We start from the raw sequence: 15,582 nt of genomic DNA, 5'->3' as shown, positions 1-15,582 counted from the left end.
TGTAGCTGTCGGCGCCTCGCATGCGGTCTTCGCGTCTCGGGATCAGGGTGGCTATATCGTGACGAATCGGTCGAGGTATTTCAACGGCCTGCTAGCCGAATGGACCATCACCTGCTGCCGCACTTCGAACATGAGCGGGCCCTGTTCGCTCGGGCATTGACGGACTTCGCAAACCGTTACCCGAAAATCGCGACGCGCCTCGGCATTCACGGCGGGCATACCGACGATCCCTACCTTGAGCGCTTGATCCAGAAGTTTTCACTGCTTGCGGCTCGTCTCGATTCGAAGCTGGCGGACAGCTACCCGGAATTCACCGAGGCCCTCCTCAGCCTTGTCCATCCACACCACTTGCGTTCGGTGCCATCCTGCGCGATCGCCCGCTTCGACCCGCGTGCCATGGTCGGACAATTGAGCGAGCCGCGGATCGTCAGGCATGGCGCGATGCTGAACATGTCCGAGGCGCCGGTCAGATTCAGGTCGATCTACGATGTCACGCTCACGCCCCTGCAAATCCGGGACGCTCGATACACGCCTGCCACCCACGCGCCAACGTCCGTGGTCCTGCCAGCCAACGCCACCGGCATCGTCTCGATCACCTTCGGCTCGGCGGCCGGCTCGCTGGCCAGCGCCATCTGCGACGATCCAGTCCGCATCCACCTCCGCGGCGATCGTCCCTTGCTTGCCGCGACGCTCGATGCCTTGTTGCTGCACGCAACCAAGGCCTATGTCGAAGTGGATCAAGGCCGCAAATGGACCTCGCTATCGAGCGTCCCCTTTTCCTGCGTGGGATTCGGCGACACCGAGCGCCTGCTGCCGCCCGGCGAGACGCATGCCGGCAGCGCCAAGGCACTTCGCTACCTGCTGGAATATTTCACGTTCCCGGAGCTGTTCGACTTCGTCGATCTCGACCTCGGCTACGTCAGCCGCGCCGCGAAGGCACCCGAAGCGCGATTGCTGAGCTTGCACGTCGTGCTGCGCGAAACGCCCGCCGAGTCGCCGGCCGCGCAAGCGCTCGCCTCGCTGGACGTCGACACCTTCGAGCTGTTCTGCACACCGCTCGTCAACCTGTTCAAGCGGCCGGCGATACCGATCACCCTGCAACAAGACCTCGCCTATCCCGTCACGCCCGTTCCGCTGGAAAAACGCGCACCGCTGGACGTGTATTCGATCGATACCGTCCATCTCGGCGAGCCCACCATCAACGAGAACGCAAAGCCGAAAACAGCCGCGGCGGACGACCCGCCGCGAGTTCTCACCCCGGCCGCGCCCTACCAGGCATTCAGCCATGGCCGGGAACCCGATCCCTCCCACGTCTACTGGATCGCGTTTCGCGCGCACGCCCCCGGGCGAGCCGACTTCCCGGTAACGATGCTGTCGCTGGTGGATCTCGACGGCCGTCCCACGCATCCGAAGCTCCGGCAAGTCGACGTGATGACGACCGCCACCAATCACGACTTGCCCTCGCGAATCCCGATCGGCAAAGCCTCGGGAGACCTGCGGCTCGAGGACGAGCCGCTGGGCTGCCCGATCCGGCTGATCACGCGCCCCACGCCGCCATCTGCCTTGCCGCGTGAAGACGACGCCCCATGGCACCTGCTGTCCGCCCTGTCGCCGCATCCGACCGACCTGACTCGCGACGGCCTGCCCGCGCTGAAGGCGATCCTGAAGCTGCATGCCTCCCGCTCGAACGCCTTTGCGCAGCGCTGCATCGAGGCGATCGCGAACCTGGATCACAAGCCCGCCTCGCGATGCCTGTCGCTCGCCCGACAAAGCTCATCGCTCGCGCGCGGCATCGAGATCAGGCTCGCACTCGACGAGACGGCATTGCGCGGCACCAGCCTCGTCGTCTTCACGCGGCTGCTCGCGCGATTCTTCGCGCTCTACGCTCCCGCCGGCAACTACGTGCAGCTCGTGGTTCACGCCGCCGAAACCGGGAAGGAACTGAGCCGCGGCGAGGCCTTGCAAGGCACCCAGCCGCTGCTCTGACGCCACGCCCGCCAGACTCGTCGGCGCAAAAAAAATGGCGCCGCGATTCCGCCGGCGCCTCAAGTACCCCCCACCCTCTCATTACCCGTCATCCGCGCACGCGCCCGGGGCGCGCCGCGTTCAATGCGATGTCGATGCCGATGCCGCCGCCGGCTGGGTTGCCCCCATCCTGGCGAGCACATGCTCGGTCATCCCACGCGCGAGCTCGGTCTCGCTGATGAACACCGTGCCGACGCCCTCGCTGGTCAGCAGGGCCGCCTCGTCGCCGCTGTTGGTGCACAGCGCGATCTCGATACCGGGATTGAGCGTGCGCGAGATCTCCACGATCTGCCGCACGTCGAAGGTATCGGGCAGCGTCACCACCAGCATGCCGGCCCGCGCGATATGCGCCTGCACCAGCACGATCGGCTCGATCGCGTCGCCGCTCACGGCGGCCACGCCGTTCTCGCGCAGCTTCTCGACCGTCTCGCGGTTCTGCTCCACCACCACGTAGGGAATCCGCCGCTCGTCGAGCGCCACCGCGATGCGCGTGCCGACCCGGCCATAACCGACGATCACGACCTGCCCGGTCAGATGCGTCTGCGGCGTCGACATCGGCAGCGCGGCGAGCGGATCGTCGCGCGACTCGAGGCGCCGCGCGAAGGCCGAATGCTTGCGGATCCACACCAGGGCCGGCTCGATCGCGGCGAACAGGAAGGTGTTCATGGCGATCGAGATCAGCGCGACGGCCAGGATCAGGCTCTGCCCCTCGGCCGACAGCAGCCCGAGCGAGCGGCCCAGCCCGGCCAGGATGAAGGAGAACTCGCCGATCTGCGCGAGGCCGGCGCCGACAGTCAGCGCGGTATTGAGCGGATAGCGGAAGGCCAGCACCAGCGCCACGGCCGCCAGCGTCTTGCCGATCACCACGATCAGCGCGACCTCCAGCACGTGCAGCGGCTGCTCGATCAGGATGCGCGGATCGAACAGCATGCCCACCGAGATGAAGAACAGCACCGAGAAGGCGTCGCGCAGCGGCAGGGTCTCGTCGGCGGCGCGCCGGCTGAACTCGGATTCGCGCATCATCATGCCGGCGAAGAAGGCGCCCAGCGCGAACGACACGTCGAACAGCTTGGCCGCGCCGAAGGCCACGCCCACCGCGGCCGCGATCATGCACAGCGTGAACAGCTCGCGCGAGCCGGTGCGCGCCACCAGCCAGAGGATGCGCGGAAACACCCGCTTGCCGACCACCAGCATCAGCGCGATGAAGGCGGACACCTTCAGGAAGGTGATGCCGAGCGTGCCCCACAGGTTGCCGTCCGGCGCGCCGCCGTGGCCCGCGCCCTCGGGCGAGCCGCCGAGCAGCGCGGCCAGCGGCGGCAGCAGCACCAGCACCAGCACCATCACCAGGTCCTCGACCACCAGCCAGCCCACCGCGATACGCCCGTTGACCGATTCCACCAGCCCGCGCCCTTCCAGCGCCCGCAGCAGCACCACCGTGCTCGCCACCGACAGCGCCAGGCCGAACACCAGCGCCGCGCCGATGTTCCAGCCCCAGGCCAGCGCCAGGCCGCCGCCCAGCACGGTGGCCACGGCGATCTGCACGATCGCCCCGGGCAGCGCGATCTTGCGCACCGCGAGCAGGTCGCCCAGCGAGAAATGCAGGCCGACGCCGAACATCAGCAGCATCACCCCGATCTCGGCCAATTGCTGCGCGAGCGCCAGATCGCCGACGAAACCGGGCGTGCCGGGGCCGATCACGATGCCGGCCAGCAGGTAACCGACCAGCGGCGGCATCTTCAGCAGCGAAGCAAGATAGCCGAACACCATCGCGAGGCCGAAACCGGCTGCAAGCAAAGCGATCAGACTGACGTCATGCGGCATCCGCCCTCCATTTGATGTAAAGGTTTCGAAAGCTTATCAGGATAAGGGAACATCGCCTCGAATGGGGGAGCCGTCGCGAAAAAAAGCGGGGCCAAGTCGACGGCCGCGCGTGCCTGGCTCGGCGCTAGCGCGCCGGCAGGTGCAGGACTTCGCGGATCGTGGCCTCGAGAATCGGCCAGACCGGGGAGTCGAGCACGGCTTCGTCCAGGTGACCGGCATCGGGCACCACCACGGCACGGGCCGGGTCGCCGGCGGCTCGCACCCGATCGACATATCGAGCCGCCAGCTCGGGGGGCGCCACCGCATCGAGCTCGCCCGTGATGGCGATGACCGAGGTGCCATTCGGCAGCATGGACGCGGCCGAGGTGTCCAGGAAAACGTCGGGGCGATTGTCGTCAGGCAAGCCCGTCAACGCGGCGACGTCCACGCCGCACGCCTGGCGGATGGCTTGCGCATCGTGTTCCAGGTCCGGCAGGCCGCCAAGGCTCACGACATCGGGAATCGCCAGGGCATGCGCGACGGACAACACGCTGGCCGGCGGCAGCCGTGCTCGCGCGGCGGCCCACAGCGCCAGTTGCGCGCCTGCCGAATGACCGACCGCCACGACGCGGCGCGTATCGAGACGCAGCGCGGCAGCGCGCGACGCCAGCCAATCGATGGCCGTCCCCACGTCCTGATACGTGCCGGGATAGCCGCCCCCGGGTTCGTCGAGCCGCCGGTACTCGACATTCCAGGCCGCGATGCCCCGCGCCGCCAGGCGGGCGCCGATCGCGCGGAATTGCGGCAGGCCGCCGTAGCGGCTTTGCCAGCAGCCGCCGTGAATCAGGATCGCCACGGGAAACGGACCGCGACCGGCCGGCCTGAACAACTCGACGACCTGCGAGGGTGCGGAGCCATAGTGGAACACCAGGTCCGCGGCCGGCCCGCGTACCGCGAGATACGCGGAGAGCGCGATCGGCTGCGCGCACGCGGTGGCGACCCTGCCCGGCAGCAGAACCGTCCAGCCGAGCAGGCACGCGGCCACGCGCATCGCCGCGAGGCGCGTCGACCCGCGCCGATCGCGCCCCGAGGCCACCATCACTGGTTCTTCGGTGTAGCGGCGGCCGAGGATGCCGCTGCATCGGGACCGGCGCGACCCGCCGCGCCTTGCGTCGAATATTGCATCTTCGACTTCGGCGGCAATGGGCTGGTGGGGCCGGACACGGGGTCCCCGTGGTAGGTCATGCCGGCGGTTGCCGCGCCGTGCGCGTTGCCTGAACCCTGTCCAGCCTGGCTTGCGGTAATGCAGGCCGCCCCCATCGCGATTGCGGCGATCGTCATCCGGATCTTCATGTTCGGCTCCTGTTTGCGCCTGGCCGAAACGGCTGGGCAAGCCTGGACAATACGGCCGAGGTTCCAACTCGGATGCATCCGCGATGCCGGCCTGGCCGTATTCAAGGCAATGTCGCGCCCGATCACGCGCTCCCGGCCACTTTCATCAAGACGGAATCGTGCATGAGAAAACAGTCCCTGCGCCTGTTGGCAGGTGCCAGCATCCTGGCAACCGGCATCGGCTGGGCATACCTCCACCCACTGGCCTGGCTCAACGCGATGGTGCCGCGCACCGACCATACCCGATTCTCCCAGCTCGCCTACGGAGCCGACCCGCGACAGGGCATCGACGTCTACGTGCCGACCGCGAGCCCGACGGCGCCGCGCCCGATGGTCGTGTTCTTCTACGGCGGCAGTTGGCAAGGCGGCCTGCGCGCCGATTACCGCTTCGTCGGCGAAGCGCTGTCCTCGCGCGGCATGGTGGTGGCCATTCCCGACTATCGCGTATTCCCCCAGGTCGCGTTTCCCGGCTTCATGGAGGATGCCGCCGCGGCCGTGCGCTGGGCCAGGGACCACGCGGCGGTCTACGGGGCCGATCCGGACCGCCTGTTTCTGGCGGGCCATTCGGCCGGCGCGCAGATCGCGCTGCTGCTGGCGACCGATCGGTCATGGCTGGCCCGCGCCGGCTTGCCGCCGCACGCCCTGGCCGGCGTGATCGGGCTGGCGGGCCCATACGATTTCCTGCCCTTGCGGGACAGCACGCTGGAGCGCATTTTCCCGGCCTCGCAGCGCACCGCGAGCCAGCCCATCGATTTCGTGCGAGGCGGTGAACCACCGATCCTGCTCGGCGTAGGCATGCGCGACACGATCGTCGATCCGGGCAACACCGAGCGGATGGCTGCACGCCTGCGCGCGCACGATGATGCGGTCCAGGTGCGCCGATACCCGAGGCTGACGCACGAAATGATGGTGGGCAGCCTGGCCACGCCCCTGATCGCCCTGAAGCGCCTGATCCCGGTCGGCCCGGTGCTCGACGATGTCACGGACTTCGTCGATGCGCACTGATACGGACGGTCGGGCGGCCCGATGCCTGCGCCGTCACTTCGTCGCCTGTCGGCTGTCACGCCGCCGAGCGCATCGCCCGATGCCGACCTCGGCCGCGTCGCGCAAGCCTGCTCGCCATGGCGGGCATCCCGTGGCGCTCTATTGGGTGGTGGGCCAGGCAGCCTGGCTGGCGGCCGTGCATGGGGGCGCACACGCCGATCCGGTGCCCGGCTGGCTCTGCGCCGCCGGCATGGCGAGCTGGCACCTGTCACGCGCCGCCCGGCCATCGGTGGAAGCCAGCTCGATCCTCGCGGTGACCCTGCTCGGTTGGTGCTGGGACAGCGTCCTGGCCGGAACCGGTTGGCTCGTCTATCCGGGCCAGCCGGCCGGCGCCCTCGGCGCGCCGGCCTGGATCGCCGCGCTCTGGGCGATCTTCGCGATCCAGCTCAATGTCGTCTTCGTCCGGCTGCGCGGCCGGCCCTGGCTCGCGGCGATGCTGGGCACGCTCGCCGGGCCACTGTCGTTTCGCGCGGGCGCGGCGCTCGGCGCGGTAAGCTTCGCGCCTCCCGCGGCGGCCTTCGCCGCCTTGGCCGCGGGCTGGGCCGTGCTCCTGCCGGCCGCGGTGCAGGTGGCTCGGTATCTCGACGGCATGGCGCCCTTGCCACGGCAAGCCGGCGAGGAGCAGTGAGCATCCTCGGCGCCGGACGCGAGGCGTTCCGCTAGCCGCGCCGCACCAGCCCCACCAGCATCGCCCCGCCGATCAGGGCGGTGATCACGCCGATCGGCAGGTCGTCGGGCGCGATCAGGATGCGCGCCAGCACGTCGGCCCAGACCAGCGCCAGCGCGCCGCCGAGTGCCGCCATCGGCAGCAGGCCGCCATGCTCCGCGCCGAACAGCCTCCGGCAGACGTGCGGCACCACCAGCCCGACGAAGCCGATCGCGCCGCTGACGGCCACCGCCGCCGCGGTCAGCAGCGAGCAGACCACGAACAGCTCGCGCCGCCGCGCCGAGACGTCCACGCCGAGCGCGGCGGCGGCCACGTCGCCGCTGGTCAGCGCATTGAGCTCGCGGCGGCGGCCCATCAGCAGCAGGCCGCCGGCGACCAGGCACAGCACCGGCACCGGCAGCAGGGACCAGCGCGCCAGCCCCAGCCCGCCGAGCATCCAGAACAGCACCGACTGCGCAGCGCGCGGATCGCCGAGGTAGATCAGCAGGTTGGCCAGCGCCATCATCGCGAACGAGACGGCCACGCCCGACAGCAAGAGGCGCGAGGAATCGAGCCGCCCCGCGCGCACGCCGAGCACGATCACCAGCGCGGTGGCGCCGAGCGCGCCGGCGAAGGCGAACGCCGACAGCGTCAGCCAGCCGAAGGCGGCGCCGAACCAGACGGTGGCCGCCACCGCGCCGAGCGAGGCGCCCGAGCTGACGCCGAGCAGGTGCGGGTCGACCATGCGATTGCCGGTGGCCGCCTGCAGGGCCACGCCGACCATCGCCAGGGTGGCGCCGACCAGCGCGCCGAGCAGCACGCGCGGCAGGCGGATCAGCCAGACGATGGTATCGATGCCGGGCGCCACGCGCGGCGCCGCGTGCCCGCCGAGATGCGCGAGCAGCACGCGCGCCACCGTGCCCGGCGCGATGGCCACCGGGCCGAGGCCGGTGGCGGCCAGCATCGAGGCGAGCAGCAGCACGGCGCCGAGCCAGATCGCGCGGCGTGCGCGTCGGTTGGCGGGCCGCGATGCCGATCGCGTGGAATAGGAAGTTGGGGCGGCCGGAGTGGCGGCTGCCGTTAGCGCCTCCGAGCCTGAAGCAGAGCCTGAAGCATAGGCAGCAGCGCAATCCGGGCTCGCGCTCAAAACCGAGCCCGAGCCCGAATCCACCCTCACCGACTCGCCCGCCGCCTCCTCGACGCCCCGCATCGCGCTCACTTCCCGCCCTCGCCAGCGGCAAACGCCGCGGGATGCAGCCCGCGCGCGATCGCCTCCACCGCCTCGGCATTGCGCACGCCCGGCGTCGCCTCGTCATAGGGGATCACGATGAAACGCCGCTCGCGCACCGCGGCGAGCCCCGCCAGCGCGGGATTGGTGCTCAGGTAGCGGATCTTCTGCGCGGCCGTCTCGGCGCCGTAGTCGACGATCACGATCGCCTGCGGATCGCGCGCCACCACGCTCTCCCAACCGACCGCCGCCCAGCTCTGCGCGAGATCGTCCATCACGTTGACACCGCCTGCCGCGCGGATCAACGCATCGGGCATCGCATAACGGCCCGCGGTAAACGGCTTGTCGCCGCCGCTGTCGTAGACGAAGGTGCGCACCGGCACCCGCTTCGGCCCGAGCGCGCGCCCGACCGCCTCGACCCGCGCGCGCATCGCCGCGATCAGCCTGTCGGCGCGCGGCGCCACGTCGAAGATCGCGCCGAGGTTGCGCAGGTCCGCATAGACATCGTCGAACGAGGCCGGCGGGCGCGGCATCACGTGCGAGCAGGATTCCGTCAGCTCGTAGGCGGCGATGCCGAAGCGCGCCAGCGTATCGGGCGTGACGGGCCCGCCCACGCGCATGCCGTAGTTCCAGCCAGCCACGTAGAGATCGGCATCGGCCGCCACCAGCGTCTCCATCGCCGGATACTGGCGCGCCAGCTCGGGCAGGCCGGCCAGTTGCGCGCGCAGGGCCGGCGTGGCGGTCTTCCAGCCGCCCACGCCGGTATAACCGGCCATGCGATCGCGCAGCCCCAGCGCGAGCATCATCTCGGTCAGGTTCACGTCGTTGCTGACAGCGCGCGCGGGCGCGCGCTCGAAGCTCACCGAGCGATTGCAGCTGCGGACCGTGACGGGATAGTGGCCGGCGGCCAGCGAGGGTGCGGCCGGCAGCAGCGCGCCGGCGCACACGGCGAACGCCGCCGCGCGGCGCGCCGGCAAGAAGGCAATACGGGAGCTCGGGTTGGACGGCTTCATGCGGATCGCTCAGGCCTCGTCGATGATCAGGGTGATGCGCGGATAGGCGCCGCCGGGATGCCGGTCGACGATCGCCTCGACGCCGTAGACGGCCCTCAGCAGTTCGGGCGTCAGCACCTCGTCGGGCGTGCCGCTCGCGACGATCTCGCCGTCGGCGAGCACGAACAGCCGATCGCAGAACGCGGCGGCGAGATTGAGATCGTGGATGGTCGCGAGCGTGGTGATGCGCAGCCGCTTCACCAGCGCCAGCAAGGCGATCTGGTGACGTGGATCGAGATGGTTGGTGGGCTCGTCGAGCATCAGCAGCTCGGGCGCCTGCACCAGCGCGCGGGCCAGCAGCGCGCGCTGCCGCTCGCCGCCCGACAGCGTCGCGAAGGCGCGCGCCTCGGTGCCGGCCAGGCCCACGTCGCTCAGCGCCCGCTCGATGCGCGCGAGATCCTCGGCGGTCTCGCCCTCGAGCATGCGCTTGTGCGGCGTGCGCCCCATCGCCACCACCTGCCCGACCGTCAACCCGAACTCGTCGGGCGGATCCTGCAGCACCACCGCGATGCGCTGCGCGGCACGCCGCGGCGACAAGGTCCAGACCTCCTCGCCGCCGATCTCGATCGCGCCTGCCCGCGGACGCTCGTAGCGAAACGCGCAGCGCAGCAGGCTGGTCTTGCCGCTGCCGTTCGGGCCGATCAGCCCGACGAACTCGCCAGGCCGCGCCTCCAGCGCGACGCGGCTGAGCAGCGCGCGCGCGGCGCGCGGCCGGTCGGCGGGCGACCAGTCGAGCGAGCTGATGCGGAAATGGCTCATCGCGCGGCGCGGCTCAGAACTTCAGCGTCGCCGTCACGCCGCCCGAACGCGGCGCGCCGAGCAGCCACTCGCTGCCGCTGTTCTGGCTGGTCTCGACATAGACACGGTTGGTCAGGTTGTGCAGGTAGAGCGACAAGGTCAGGTCCTTGGTGGCGCGCCACGAGGCCGAGGCGTCGAGCAGCGTATAGGAAGCCAGGGATACCGTGTTGGCGGTATCGCCGTAGCTGCGGCCGACATAACGCAGCCCCGCGCCGGCGCGCCAGCCCGGCGCGAAGGCCCAGTCGAGCCACAGATTGGCGGTCTGCTGCGGGATGTTGATCGGCACCTTGCCGGCACGCGACACGCTCACGCCGTCCACCGACTCGTTGAAGTCGTCATAGCGCGCGCGCAGGAAGGCCGCGTTCGCGTCGATCGAGATGCCGTGGCCGAGCCTGAAGGCGCCGGTCCACTCGACGCCGCGCGAGGACTGCTTGCCGACCTGGATGGTCTGGCCGGGGTTCTGCGGATCGACGCTCAGGAGGTTGCGCTTGACGATCTGGTAGAACGCCAGCGTCCACGCGCCGCGTCCGCCCGCGAAGGCCTGCTTGAAGCCCGCTTCCCATTGATCGCCGGTCGAGAGATTGAAGGCGCTGCTGCTCTTGGACAGCGTGATCAGCGAACCCACGCCGTCGGTGCCGGTGGTGTACTGGCCGTACAGCGAGATGTCGGGCGTCAGCGAGAACACCAGGCCGGTGCGCCAGCTGGTATGCGCGAAGGTCTTGCTGAACGACGAGGCGGGCGAGCTCGGCGTGGCGAAGGTATCGCGCTGGTAGTCGATGTAGTCGTAGCGCAGGCCCGAGATCCACGACAGCCGCTCGCTCAGCTCGATGCGATCCTCGGCGAACACGCCGGCCTGGCGCGTATGCGTGCGGAACACCGGCACGGTCGCGTCCGGGCTCGAGAACGAGCCGGGATCGAAGCCGAAGGCCGGCACCACCGACTGCCCGTCGAAGGGCGTATTGCTGGTGTCGACGAAGCTCACGTCGTTGAATTCGGCGCCCACCACCAGCCGGTTCTGGCGGCCCAGCAGATGGCCGTCGAAAGTGGTGTCGAGCCGGTCGCCGACCTGCCGCTCGTGATGGCGGATCTCGATGTAGTCGCTGCGCAGCACGCTGCCGTCGCCCTGCAGCGCATAACTTTCCGAATCGCGCCAATGGCGATCGGTCAGCATGCCGTAGAACTGGTTGCGCACCGTGAGGCCGGACGCGGCGCGCCAGGTGGTGTTCAGGCGCGCCCAGCGATCGTAATAGGCGATCGAGGCGTCGCCGACGTTGTAGTTCTGCCGCGCCATGGCGGGATCGAGCACGCCGTCGATCACCGGCACGCCGAAATAGGTCATCGGCTTCTGGCGCGCGAAATCGTAGTCGAGCGTGAACGACAGCGAGGGATTCACGTCGAGCTTCAGCGCGCCGCCCACCGAGGTCAAATGAGACTCGCCGCGCGGCACCCAGCCGTTCTGCCGGTCGTCGTTCACATGGAAGCGATACGAGAGCATCGGCCCGAGCGCGCCGGTGGTGTCGAGCGCGACGCGCTTCTGGCCGTAGCTGCCGGCGCCCACCAGCAAGCTGGTCTCGCGCTCGCGCCGCGGCGCCTTGGGCACCACGTTGATCACGCCGCCCAGCCCGCCCTCGCCGTACAGCACCGAAGCCGGCCCGCGCAGCACCTCGATGCGCTCGACCGACCAGGTGTCGACCGGGAAGGTCACCGTGCCCGCGCCCACCAGCATGCGCGTGCCGTCATACAGCGTGGTGATCGATTCGGGACCGCTGAAGCCGCGTACCGATACCGAGGTGCCGCCGTTGCCGGGCGCCGCGTTGGCCGCGAAGCCGGCCGCGCGCGTGACGGCATCGAGCACGCTGGTGTCGCCGCGCTCGCGGATCCGCTCGCCGTCGAGCGTCTCGACGCTGGCCGGCGTGTCGAGGCTCGACAGGCCGAGCCGGCTGCCGGTGGCGGCCGGCTTGCTGAGATTGCCGGCATCGGCGGCGGCGCGCGCGGCGCCCACCGAGATGGCCGGCAGCGCCTGGGCCGCGCCGCCGCCGGCGGCGGGTTTCGCGGCACCGGCCGGCGCCGCGTCGGTCGTCGATTTCGAAGGCAGCGCGTCATCGGCCAGCGCCACGCGCGGCACGCCGAGCAGGGAGGCGATGGCGACCGCGCTCGCGCAGGCGCGACGAGGGGCCGTGCGCGGCGCGCGCGGAAAGACGGAATGGTGATGGCGTTTCATGTCATTGCCCGGATTGGCATGTGGCAGGTGCACCGCGGGCGCGGCGCATGATCCGGCGTGCCGCGTCGGCGGCGGCTCGGATCGCGGAGTCGTGGCGAGCGCGCAAGAACGCGCGGCGGCTCAGGCCAGACAATCCGGCGGGGAAATCGCATCGGGCGACGCAACGGCACCCATCGAGCCAATCAAGACGGCGGCAATGAAAAAATCGAGGGGAAAATCGACACGGCGCGCGCCAGCACGGCACGCGTCGCGGAATCGGACGGCATGAATCACGCGGAGTCTCCTGGGGTTTCGCGCCCCGTTGGAACAAAACATCAAGGACCAGACAAAGCCCAGGTCTGACTTCCGGCCTGGCCGTCGAAAGACGGCGATCCGGTCACAGTGGCGCGACCGCGCGGGATTTGCACCCGCTTCCGAGCTTGGCGGGCGCCATTCTAGCGTGGTTCGAAATACGCACGGAAGGCATTCGAAATCACTTCCTTATTGGCGACAAGCCTTCGGAACAGCTTTCCAATCTCCGGGAATATGTGCGGCCGTCACGATTGCCGCCGATTCGCCCCGCGCTGAGGCTATGATGCTGGGCCTGCGGCCGCGTGCTGCGGGCGACGTTCCCGCCCCGTTTGCCTCGAGTCGCCGCTCGCGCGCCGGATGGGGCGGCCGCGTGCCGCCGACGCTCGCGCACGCCCCTGCTTCCGTTTTCTCGACATGCACGGCTCGTACAATTTCCTCCTGGTGGTGGTCTCGTTCGTGGTGGCGACGCTGGCCTCGTACACAGCGCTCGACCTGACGAGCCGCATCGCCCTGCTCGGCCGTTCGCCGCAGCGTCATGCCTGGCTGGCCGGCGGCGCGGTGGCGATGGGCACCGGCATCTGGTCGATGCACTTCATCGCGATGCTGGCCTTTTCCTTGCCGATCCCGCTCGGCTACGACGTGCTCGACACCGGCTATTCGCTGGCGCTGGCGATCGTGGTGTCCTGCTTCGCGCTGTTCTTCACCACGCGCGCGCTGGCCACCCGCACCCACCTGGCCATCAGCGGCACGCTGATGGGCTGCGGCATCGCCGGCATGCACTACACCGGCATGGCCGCCATGAAGATGGCGCCCGGCATCGACTACCAGCCCGGCTGGCTGGCCGCCTCGCTGGCGATCGCGATCGCCGCCTCGATCGCCGCGCTGTCGATCGCGCGCCGCCTGCGCGACGAGCAGCGCCGCTCGGTGGTGCGCGCGCGCATCGCGGCCGCCTTCGTGATGGCCATGGCGATCAGCGGCATGCACTACGCCGGCATGGCCGCCGCCGACTTCCCGCCCGGCAGCGTCTGCGGCGCGGCGAAAGGCGTCGATTCGACCTGGCTGGCCACCACCGTCACGCTGTTCACCTTCGCGATCCTGATCGTCACCCTGCTGCTGTCGCGCATCGACATGCGCAACAGCCGGCTGGCGTGCGCGGTGTCGAGCCTGAACGGCGAGATCGTGCGGCTCGCCACGCTCGACACGCTGACCGGCCTGCCCAACCGCGGCACGCTCAATGCGCGCATGGTCGAGGCGATCGACCGCGCGCGGCGCCGGCAGACCGGCTTCGCGGTGCTGTTCATGGATCTCGACGGCTTCAAGGCGATCAACGATTCGCTCGGCCATTCGGTCGGCGACCAGGTGCTGGTGAGCTTCGCGCAGCGCCTGCGCGGCTGCGTGCGGGCCGCCGACACGGTGGCGCGCCTGGGCGGCGACGAATTCGTGGTGCTGGTGGAGCCGCTAGTCTCGCCGCAGGATGCGCGGCTGGTGGCGGAGAAGGTGCTGGAGCGCACCCGCGACGGCACCTGGAGCGCCGACACGCCGCTGCCCGTCACGCCGAGCATCGGCATCGCGCTCTACCCGCGCGACGGCGAGACCGTCGACACCCTGCTCAAGCACGCCGACGCGGCGATGTACGAGGCCAAGCGCGGCGGCCGCGGCACCTACCGCTTCTTCGAGGTCGGCATGAACGATGCCGCGCTGCGCACCCTGCAGATCCAGCAGGCGCTGCACGAGGCGCTCGCCAACGGCTATTTCAGCCTGCACTTCCAGCCGAAGTTCCGCGGCAAGACCCAGGCGCTGACCGGCGCCGAGGCGCTGATCCGCCTGCAGCATCCCAAGCTCGGCGCGCTGGCCCCACTCGACTTCATCCCGATCGCCGAGCGCTCGGGGCAGATCGTGCCGATCGGCTATTGGGTGGTGCGCGAGACCTGCCGGCAGATCCGCGCCTGGCGCGAGGCGGGCCTGCCGAACATGAAGGTGGCCGTCAACCTGTCGACGCGCCAGCTCGCGCAGCCGGGGCTGGCGGACGCGATGCTGGAGATCGTCGAGGCGCAGCAGGTGGCGCCGCGGCAGATCATCTTCGAGATCACCGAAACCATGGCGATGCAGGATGCCGAGCGCACCATCGTGGCGATCCGCGATTTCCAGCAAGCCGGCTTCGAGATCGCGATCGACGATTTCGGCACCGGCTATTCGAGCCTGGCCTACCTGCAGCGCTTTCGCGTCAAGCAACTCAAGATCGACCGCTTCTTCACCAGCGGGCTGGACCGGCACGGCAAGGAAGGCGCGGCGATCGTGTCGGCCATCATCGCGCTGGCGCATTCGCTGGGCATGGACGTGGTGGCCGAGGGCGTCGAGACCGCCACCCAGCTCGACAAGCTCAACGCGCTGATGTGCGACGAGATGCAGGGTTTCCTGCTCGGCCAGCCGCTGACGGCCGAGGCCTTCGAGCAGTTGATCCGCGAGCGCGCCGGCGCCGGGACCGACCCGGCGCCCGCCTGAGCGGGCCGGCAGCCCGCCGCCCGGGCTTCGATCAAGCCGGGTTCAGGCCGGCTTGCTGGTGTCGTGGTCGAACTCGAGGCGGATGCCGCCCGGTTCGTAGATCATCGTGTGGCGCTTGGGGCCCTTGCCGAGCGGCTCCGGCGCGAACTCGACGCGCACGCCGGGCCATGCCGAGGCGCGCTGGTGGACCGCATCGAGCGCCGCCTCGCTGGCCACGCGCAAGGCCAGGTGATGCAGGCCGACATTGCGCTTGCGGTCGAACTCGACCGGCGCCTCGCTTTCCTTGAGCTGCCAGAGCGTGAGCACCAGATGGCCGTCCGAGACGAAGGCGGCCGGATAGTCGGGCCGCTCGCCGACCAGCTTCCAGCCCAGGCACTGCACGAAGAAGTCGCGGGTCTGGGCCAGGTCGCGAACGGTCAGGCCGAGGTGATCGATGCCGCAGGTGAGCGCGCTATCTGACATCGCCGGGTTCCTTGCAAAAGAGTCTGATGTGGGGGGAGCGCGCAAGCGAATCGCAAGCCGGGTGACGCGTGGCTGGCGATCGACGGCGGCGCGCCGCTCACTATATGCCGGCTGCGTGAAT

At 69.8% G+C, this 15,582-nt stretch carries 13 protein-coding genes and 1 riboswitch; of the genes, 4 read left to right on the top strand and 9 right to left on the bottom strand.

All coding sequences use genetic code 11. The features are described 5' to 3' along the window. Positions 1-99 precede the first annotated feature (99 nt). Entirely contained in the window at positions 100-1,986 is a 1,887-nt protein-coding gene (gene tssF / locus FB600_RS29630) for a type VI secretion system baseplate subunit TssF (protein ID WP_098151885.1), read from the top strand. A gap of 120 nt (positions 1,987-2,106) precedes the next feature. Here the strand turns inward: tssF and FB600_RS29625 are convergent, their stop codons facing one another. The 3 genes from FB600_RS29625 to FB600_RS29615 form a co-directional block, all read right to left on the bottom strand. Continuing rightward, the gene (locus FB600_RS29625; protein WP_096752817.1) at positions 2,107-3,846 is read right to left on the bottom strand and encodes a cation:proton antiporter; all 1,740 of its coding nucleotides are present in this window, start codon (positions 3,844-3,846) and stop codon (positions 2,107-2,109) included. A 124-nt stretch (positions 3,847-3,970) separates the two neighbouring features. Beyond that, positions 3,971-4,924 (bottom strand): alpha/beta hydrolase family protein, encoded by a 954-nt coding sequence (locus FB600_RS29620; protein ID WP_145758040.1) that lies wholly within the window; start codon positions 4,922-4,924, stop codon positions 3,971-3,973. Next, the gene (locus FB600_RS29615; RefSeq protein ID WP_098151883.1) at positions 4,924-5,178 is read right to left on the bottom strand and encodes a hypothetical protein; all 255 of its coding nucleotides are present in this window, start codon (positions 5,176-5,178) and stop codon (positions 4,924-4,926) included. Before FB600_RS29615 ends, FB600_RS29620 begins: the two co-directional genes overlap by 1 nt. A gap of 162 nt (positions 5,179-5,340) precedes the next feature. On the opposite strand from FB600_RS29615, the gene FB600_RS29610 reads away from it, so the two are divergent. Beyond that, entirely contained in the window at positions 5,341-6,222 is an 882-nt protein-coding gene (locus tag FB600_RS29610; RefSeq protein ID WP_200055536.1) for an alpha/beta hydrolase, read from the top strand. Positions 6,223-6,301: 79 nt separating this feature from the next. After that, positions 6,302-6,889: a DUF2878 domain-containing protein gene (locus FB600_RS29605; RefSeq protein ID WP_186082286.1), complete on the top strand. Its 588-nt coding sequence runs from the start codon at positions 6,302-6,304 to the stop codon at positions 6,887-6,889. A gap of 31 nt (positions 6,890-6,920) precedes the next feature. Here FB600_RS29605 and FB600_RS29600 read toward each other — a convergent pair whose 3' ends face one another. From FB600_RS29600 to FB600_RS37350, 5 genes are all read right to left on the bottom strand, one after another. Beyond that, positions 6,921-7,889, bottom strand: coding sequence for a FecCD family ABC transporter permease (locus FB600_RS29600; RefSeq protein WP_408580156.1), 969 nt, complete (start codon positions 7,887-7,889; stop codon positions 6,921-6,923). A gap of 233 nt (positions 7,890-8,122) precedes the next feature. Next, on the bottom strand, positions 8,123-9,148 hold the full coding sequence (locus tag FB600_RS29595; protein ID WP_145758016.1) for an ABC transporter substrate-binding protein: 1,026 nt from the start codon (positions 9,146-9,148) through the stop codon (positions 8,123-8,125). Between the two features lie 9 nt (positions 9,149-9,157). Beyond that, positions 9,158-9,946 carry an ABC transporter ATP-binding protein gene (locus FB600_RS29590; RefSeq protein ID WP_096752812.1) on the bottom strand — a complete coding sequence of 263 codons (789 nt, stop codon included), beginning with the start codon at positions 9,944-9,946 and terminating at the stop codon, positions 9,158-9,160. A gap of 13 nt (positions 9,947-9,959) precedes the next feature. Next, positions 9,960-12,206, bottom strand: a complete 2,247-nt coding sequence (locus tag FB600_RS29585; protein WP_145758017.1) for a TonB-dependent receptor — start codon at positions 12,204-12,206, stop codon at positions 9,960-9,962. Between the two features lie 120 nt (positions 12,207-12,326). Then, positions 12,327-12,479: a hypothetical protein gene (locus FB600_RS37350; protein WP_186135954.1), complete on the bottom strand. Its 153-nt coding sequence runs from the start codon at positions 12,477-12,479 to the stop codon at positions 12,327-12,329. 63 nt (positions 12,480-12,542) lie between these two features. Next, a riboswitch (cobalamin riboswitch) is annotated at positions 12,543-12,621 on the bottom strand. A gap of 290 nt (positions 12,622-12,911) precedes the next feature. Between FB600_RS37350 and FB600_RS29580 the strand changes: the two genes are divergently transcribed. Continuing rightward, on the top strand, positions 12,912-14,999 hold the full coding sequence (locus tag FB600_RS29580; RefSeq protein ID WP_145758018.1) for a putative bifunctional diguanylate cyclase/phosphodiesterase: 2,088 nt from the start codon (positions 12,912-12,914) through the stop codon (positions 14,997-14,999). A 42-nt stretch (positions 15,000-15,041) separates the two neighbouring features. Here FB600_RS29580 and FB600_RS29575 read toward each other — a convergent pair whose 3' ends face one another. Then, positions 15,042-15,461, bottom strand: a complete 420-nt coding sequence (locus FB600_RS29575) for a VOC family protein (protein WP_013689826.1) — start codon at positions 15,459-15,461, stop codon at positions 15,042-15,044. Positions 15,462-15,582: the final 121 nt, after the last annotated feature.

Source organism: Burkholderia sp. SJZ089, from assembly GCF_007828315.1.
Lineage (GTDB): Bacteria > Pseudomonadota > Gammaproteobacteria > Burkholderiales > Burkholderiaceae > Burkholderia > Burkholderia gladioli.
The sequence above is the reverse complement of the archived record's forward strand: the minus strand, read 5'-3'. Positions and strand labels throughout refer to the sequence as shown.

Bases quoted from the DNA above. Each gene is read 5' to 3' on its own strand.
- FB600_RS29585 (WP_145758017.1), bottom strand. From the start codon at position 12,206: ATGAAACGCCATCACCATTCCGTCTTTCCGCGCGCGCCGCGCACGGCC.
- FB600_RS29615 (WP_098151883.1), bottom strand. From the start codon at position 5,178: ATGAAGATCCGGATGACGATCGCCGCAATCGCGATGGGGGCGGCCTGC.
- FB600_RS29595 (WP_145758016.1), bottom strand. From the start codon at position 9,148: ATGAAGCCGTCCAACCCGAGCTCCCGTATTGCCTTCTTGCCGGCGCGC.
- FB600_RS29620 (WP_145758040.1), bottom strand. From the start codon at position 4,924: ATGGTGGCCTCGGGGCGCGATCGGCGCGGGTCGACGCGCCTCGCGGCG.
- FB600_RS29575 (WP_013689826.1), bottom strand. From the start codon at position 15,461: ATGTCAGATAGCGCGCTCACCTGCGGCATCGATCACCTCGGCCTGACC.
- FB600_RS29580 (WP_145758018.1), top strand. From the start codon at position 12,912: ATGCACGGCTCGTACAATTTCCTCCTGGTGGTGGTCTCGTTCGTGGTG.
- FB600_RS29590 (WP_096752812.1), bottom strand. From the start codon at position 9,946: ATGAGCCATTTCCGCATCAGCTCGCTCGACTGGTCGCCCGCCGACCGG.
- FB600_RS29605 (WP_186082286.1), top strand. From the start codon at position 6,302: ATGCCGACCTCGGCCGCGTCGCGCAAGCCTGCTCGCCATGGCGGGCAT.
- FB600_RS29625 (WP_096752817.1), bottom strand. From the start codon at position 3,846: ATGCCGCATGACGTCAGTCTGATCGCTTTGCTTGCAGCCGGTTTCGGC.
- FB600_RS29610 (WP_200055536.1), top strand. From the start codon at position 5,341: ATGAGAAAACAGTCCCTGCGCCTGTTGGCAGGTGCCAGCATCCTGGCA.
- tssF (WP_098151885.1), top strand. From the start codon at position 100: ATGGACCATCACCTGCTGCCGCACTTCGAACATGAGCGGGCCCTGTTC.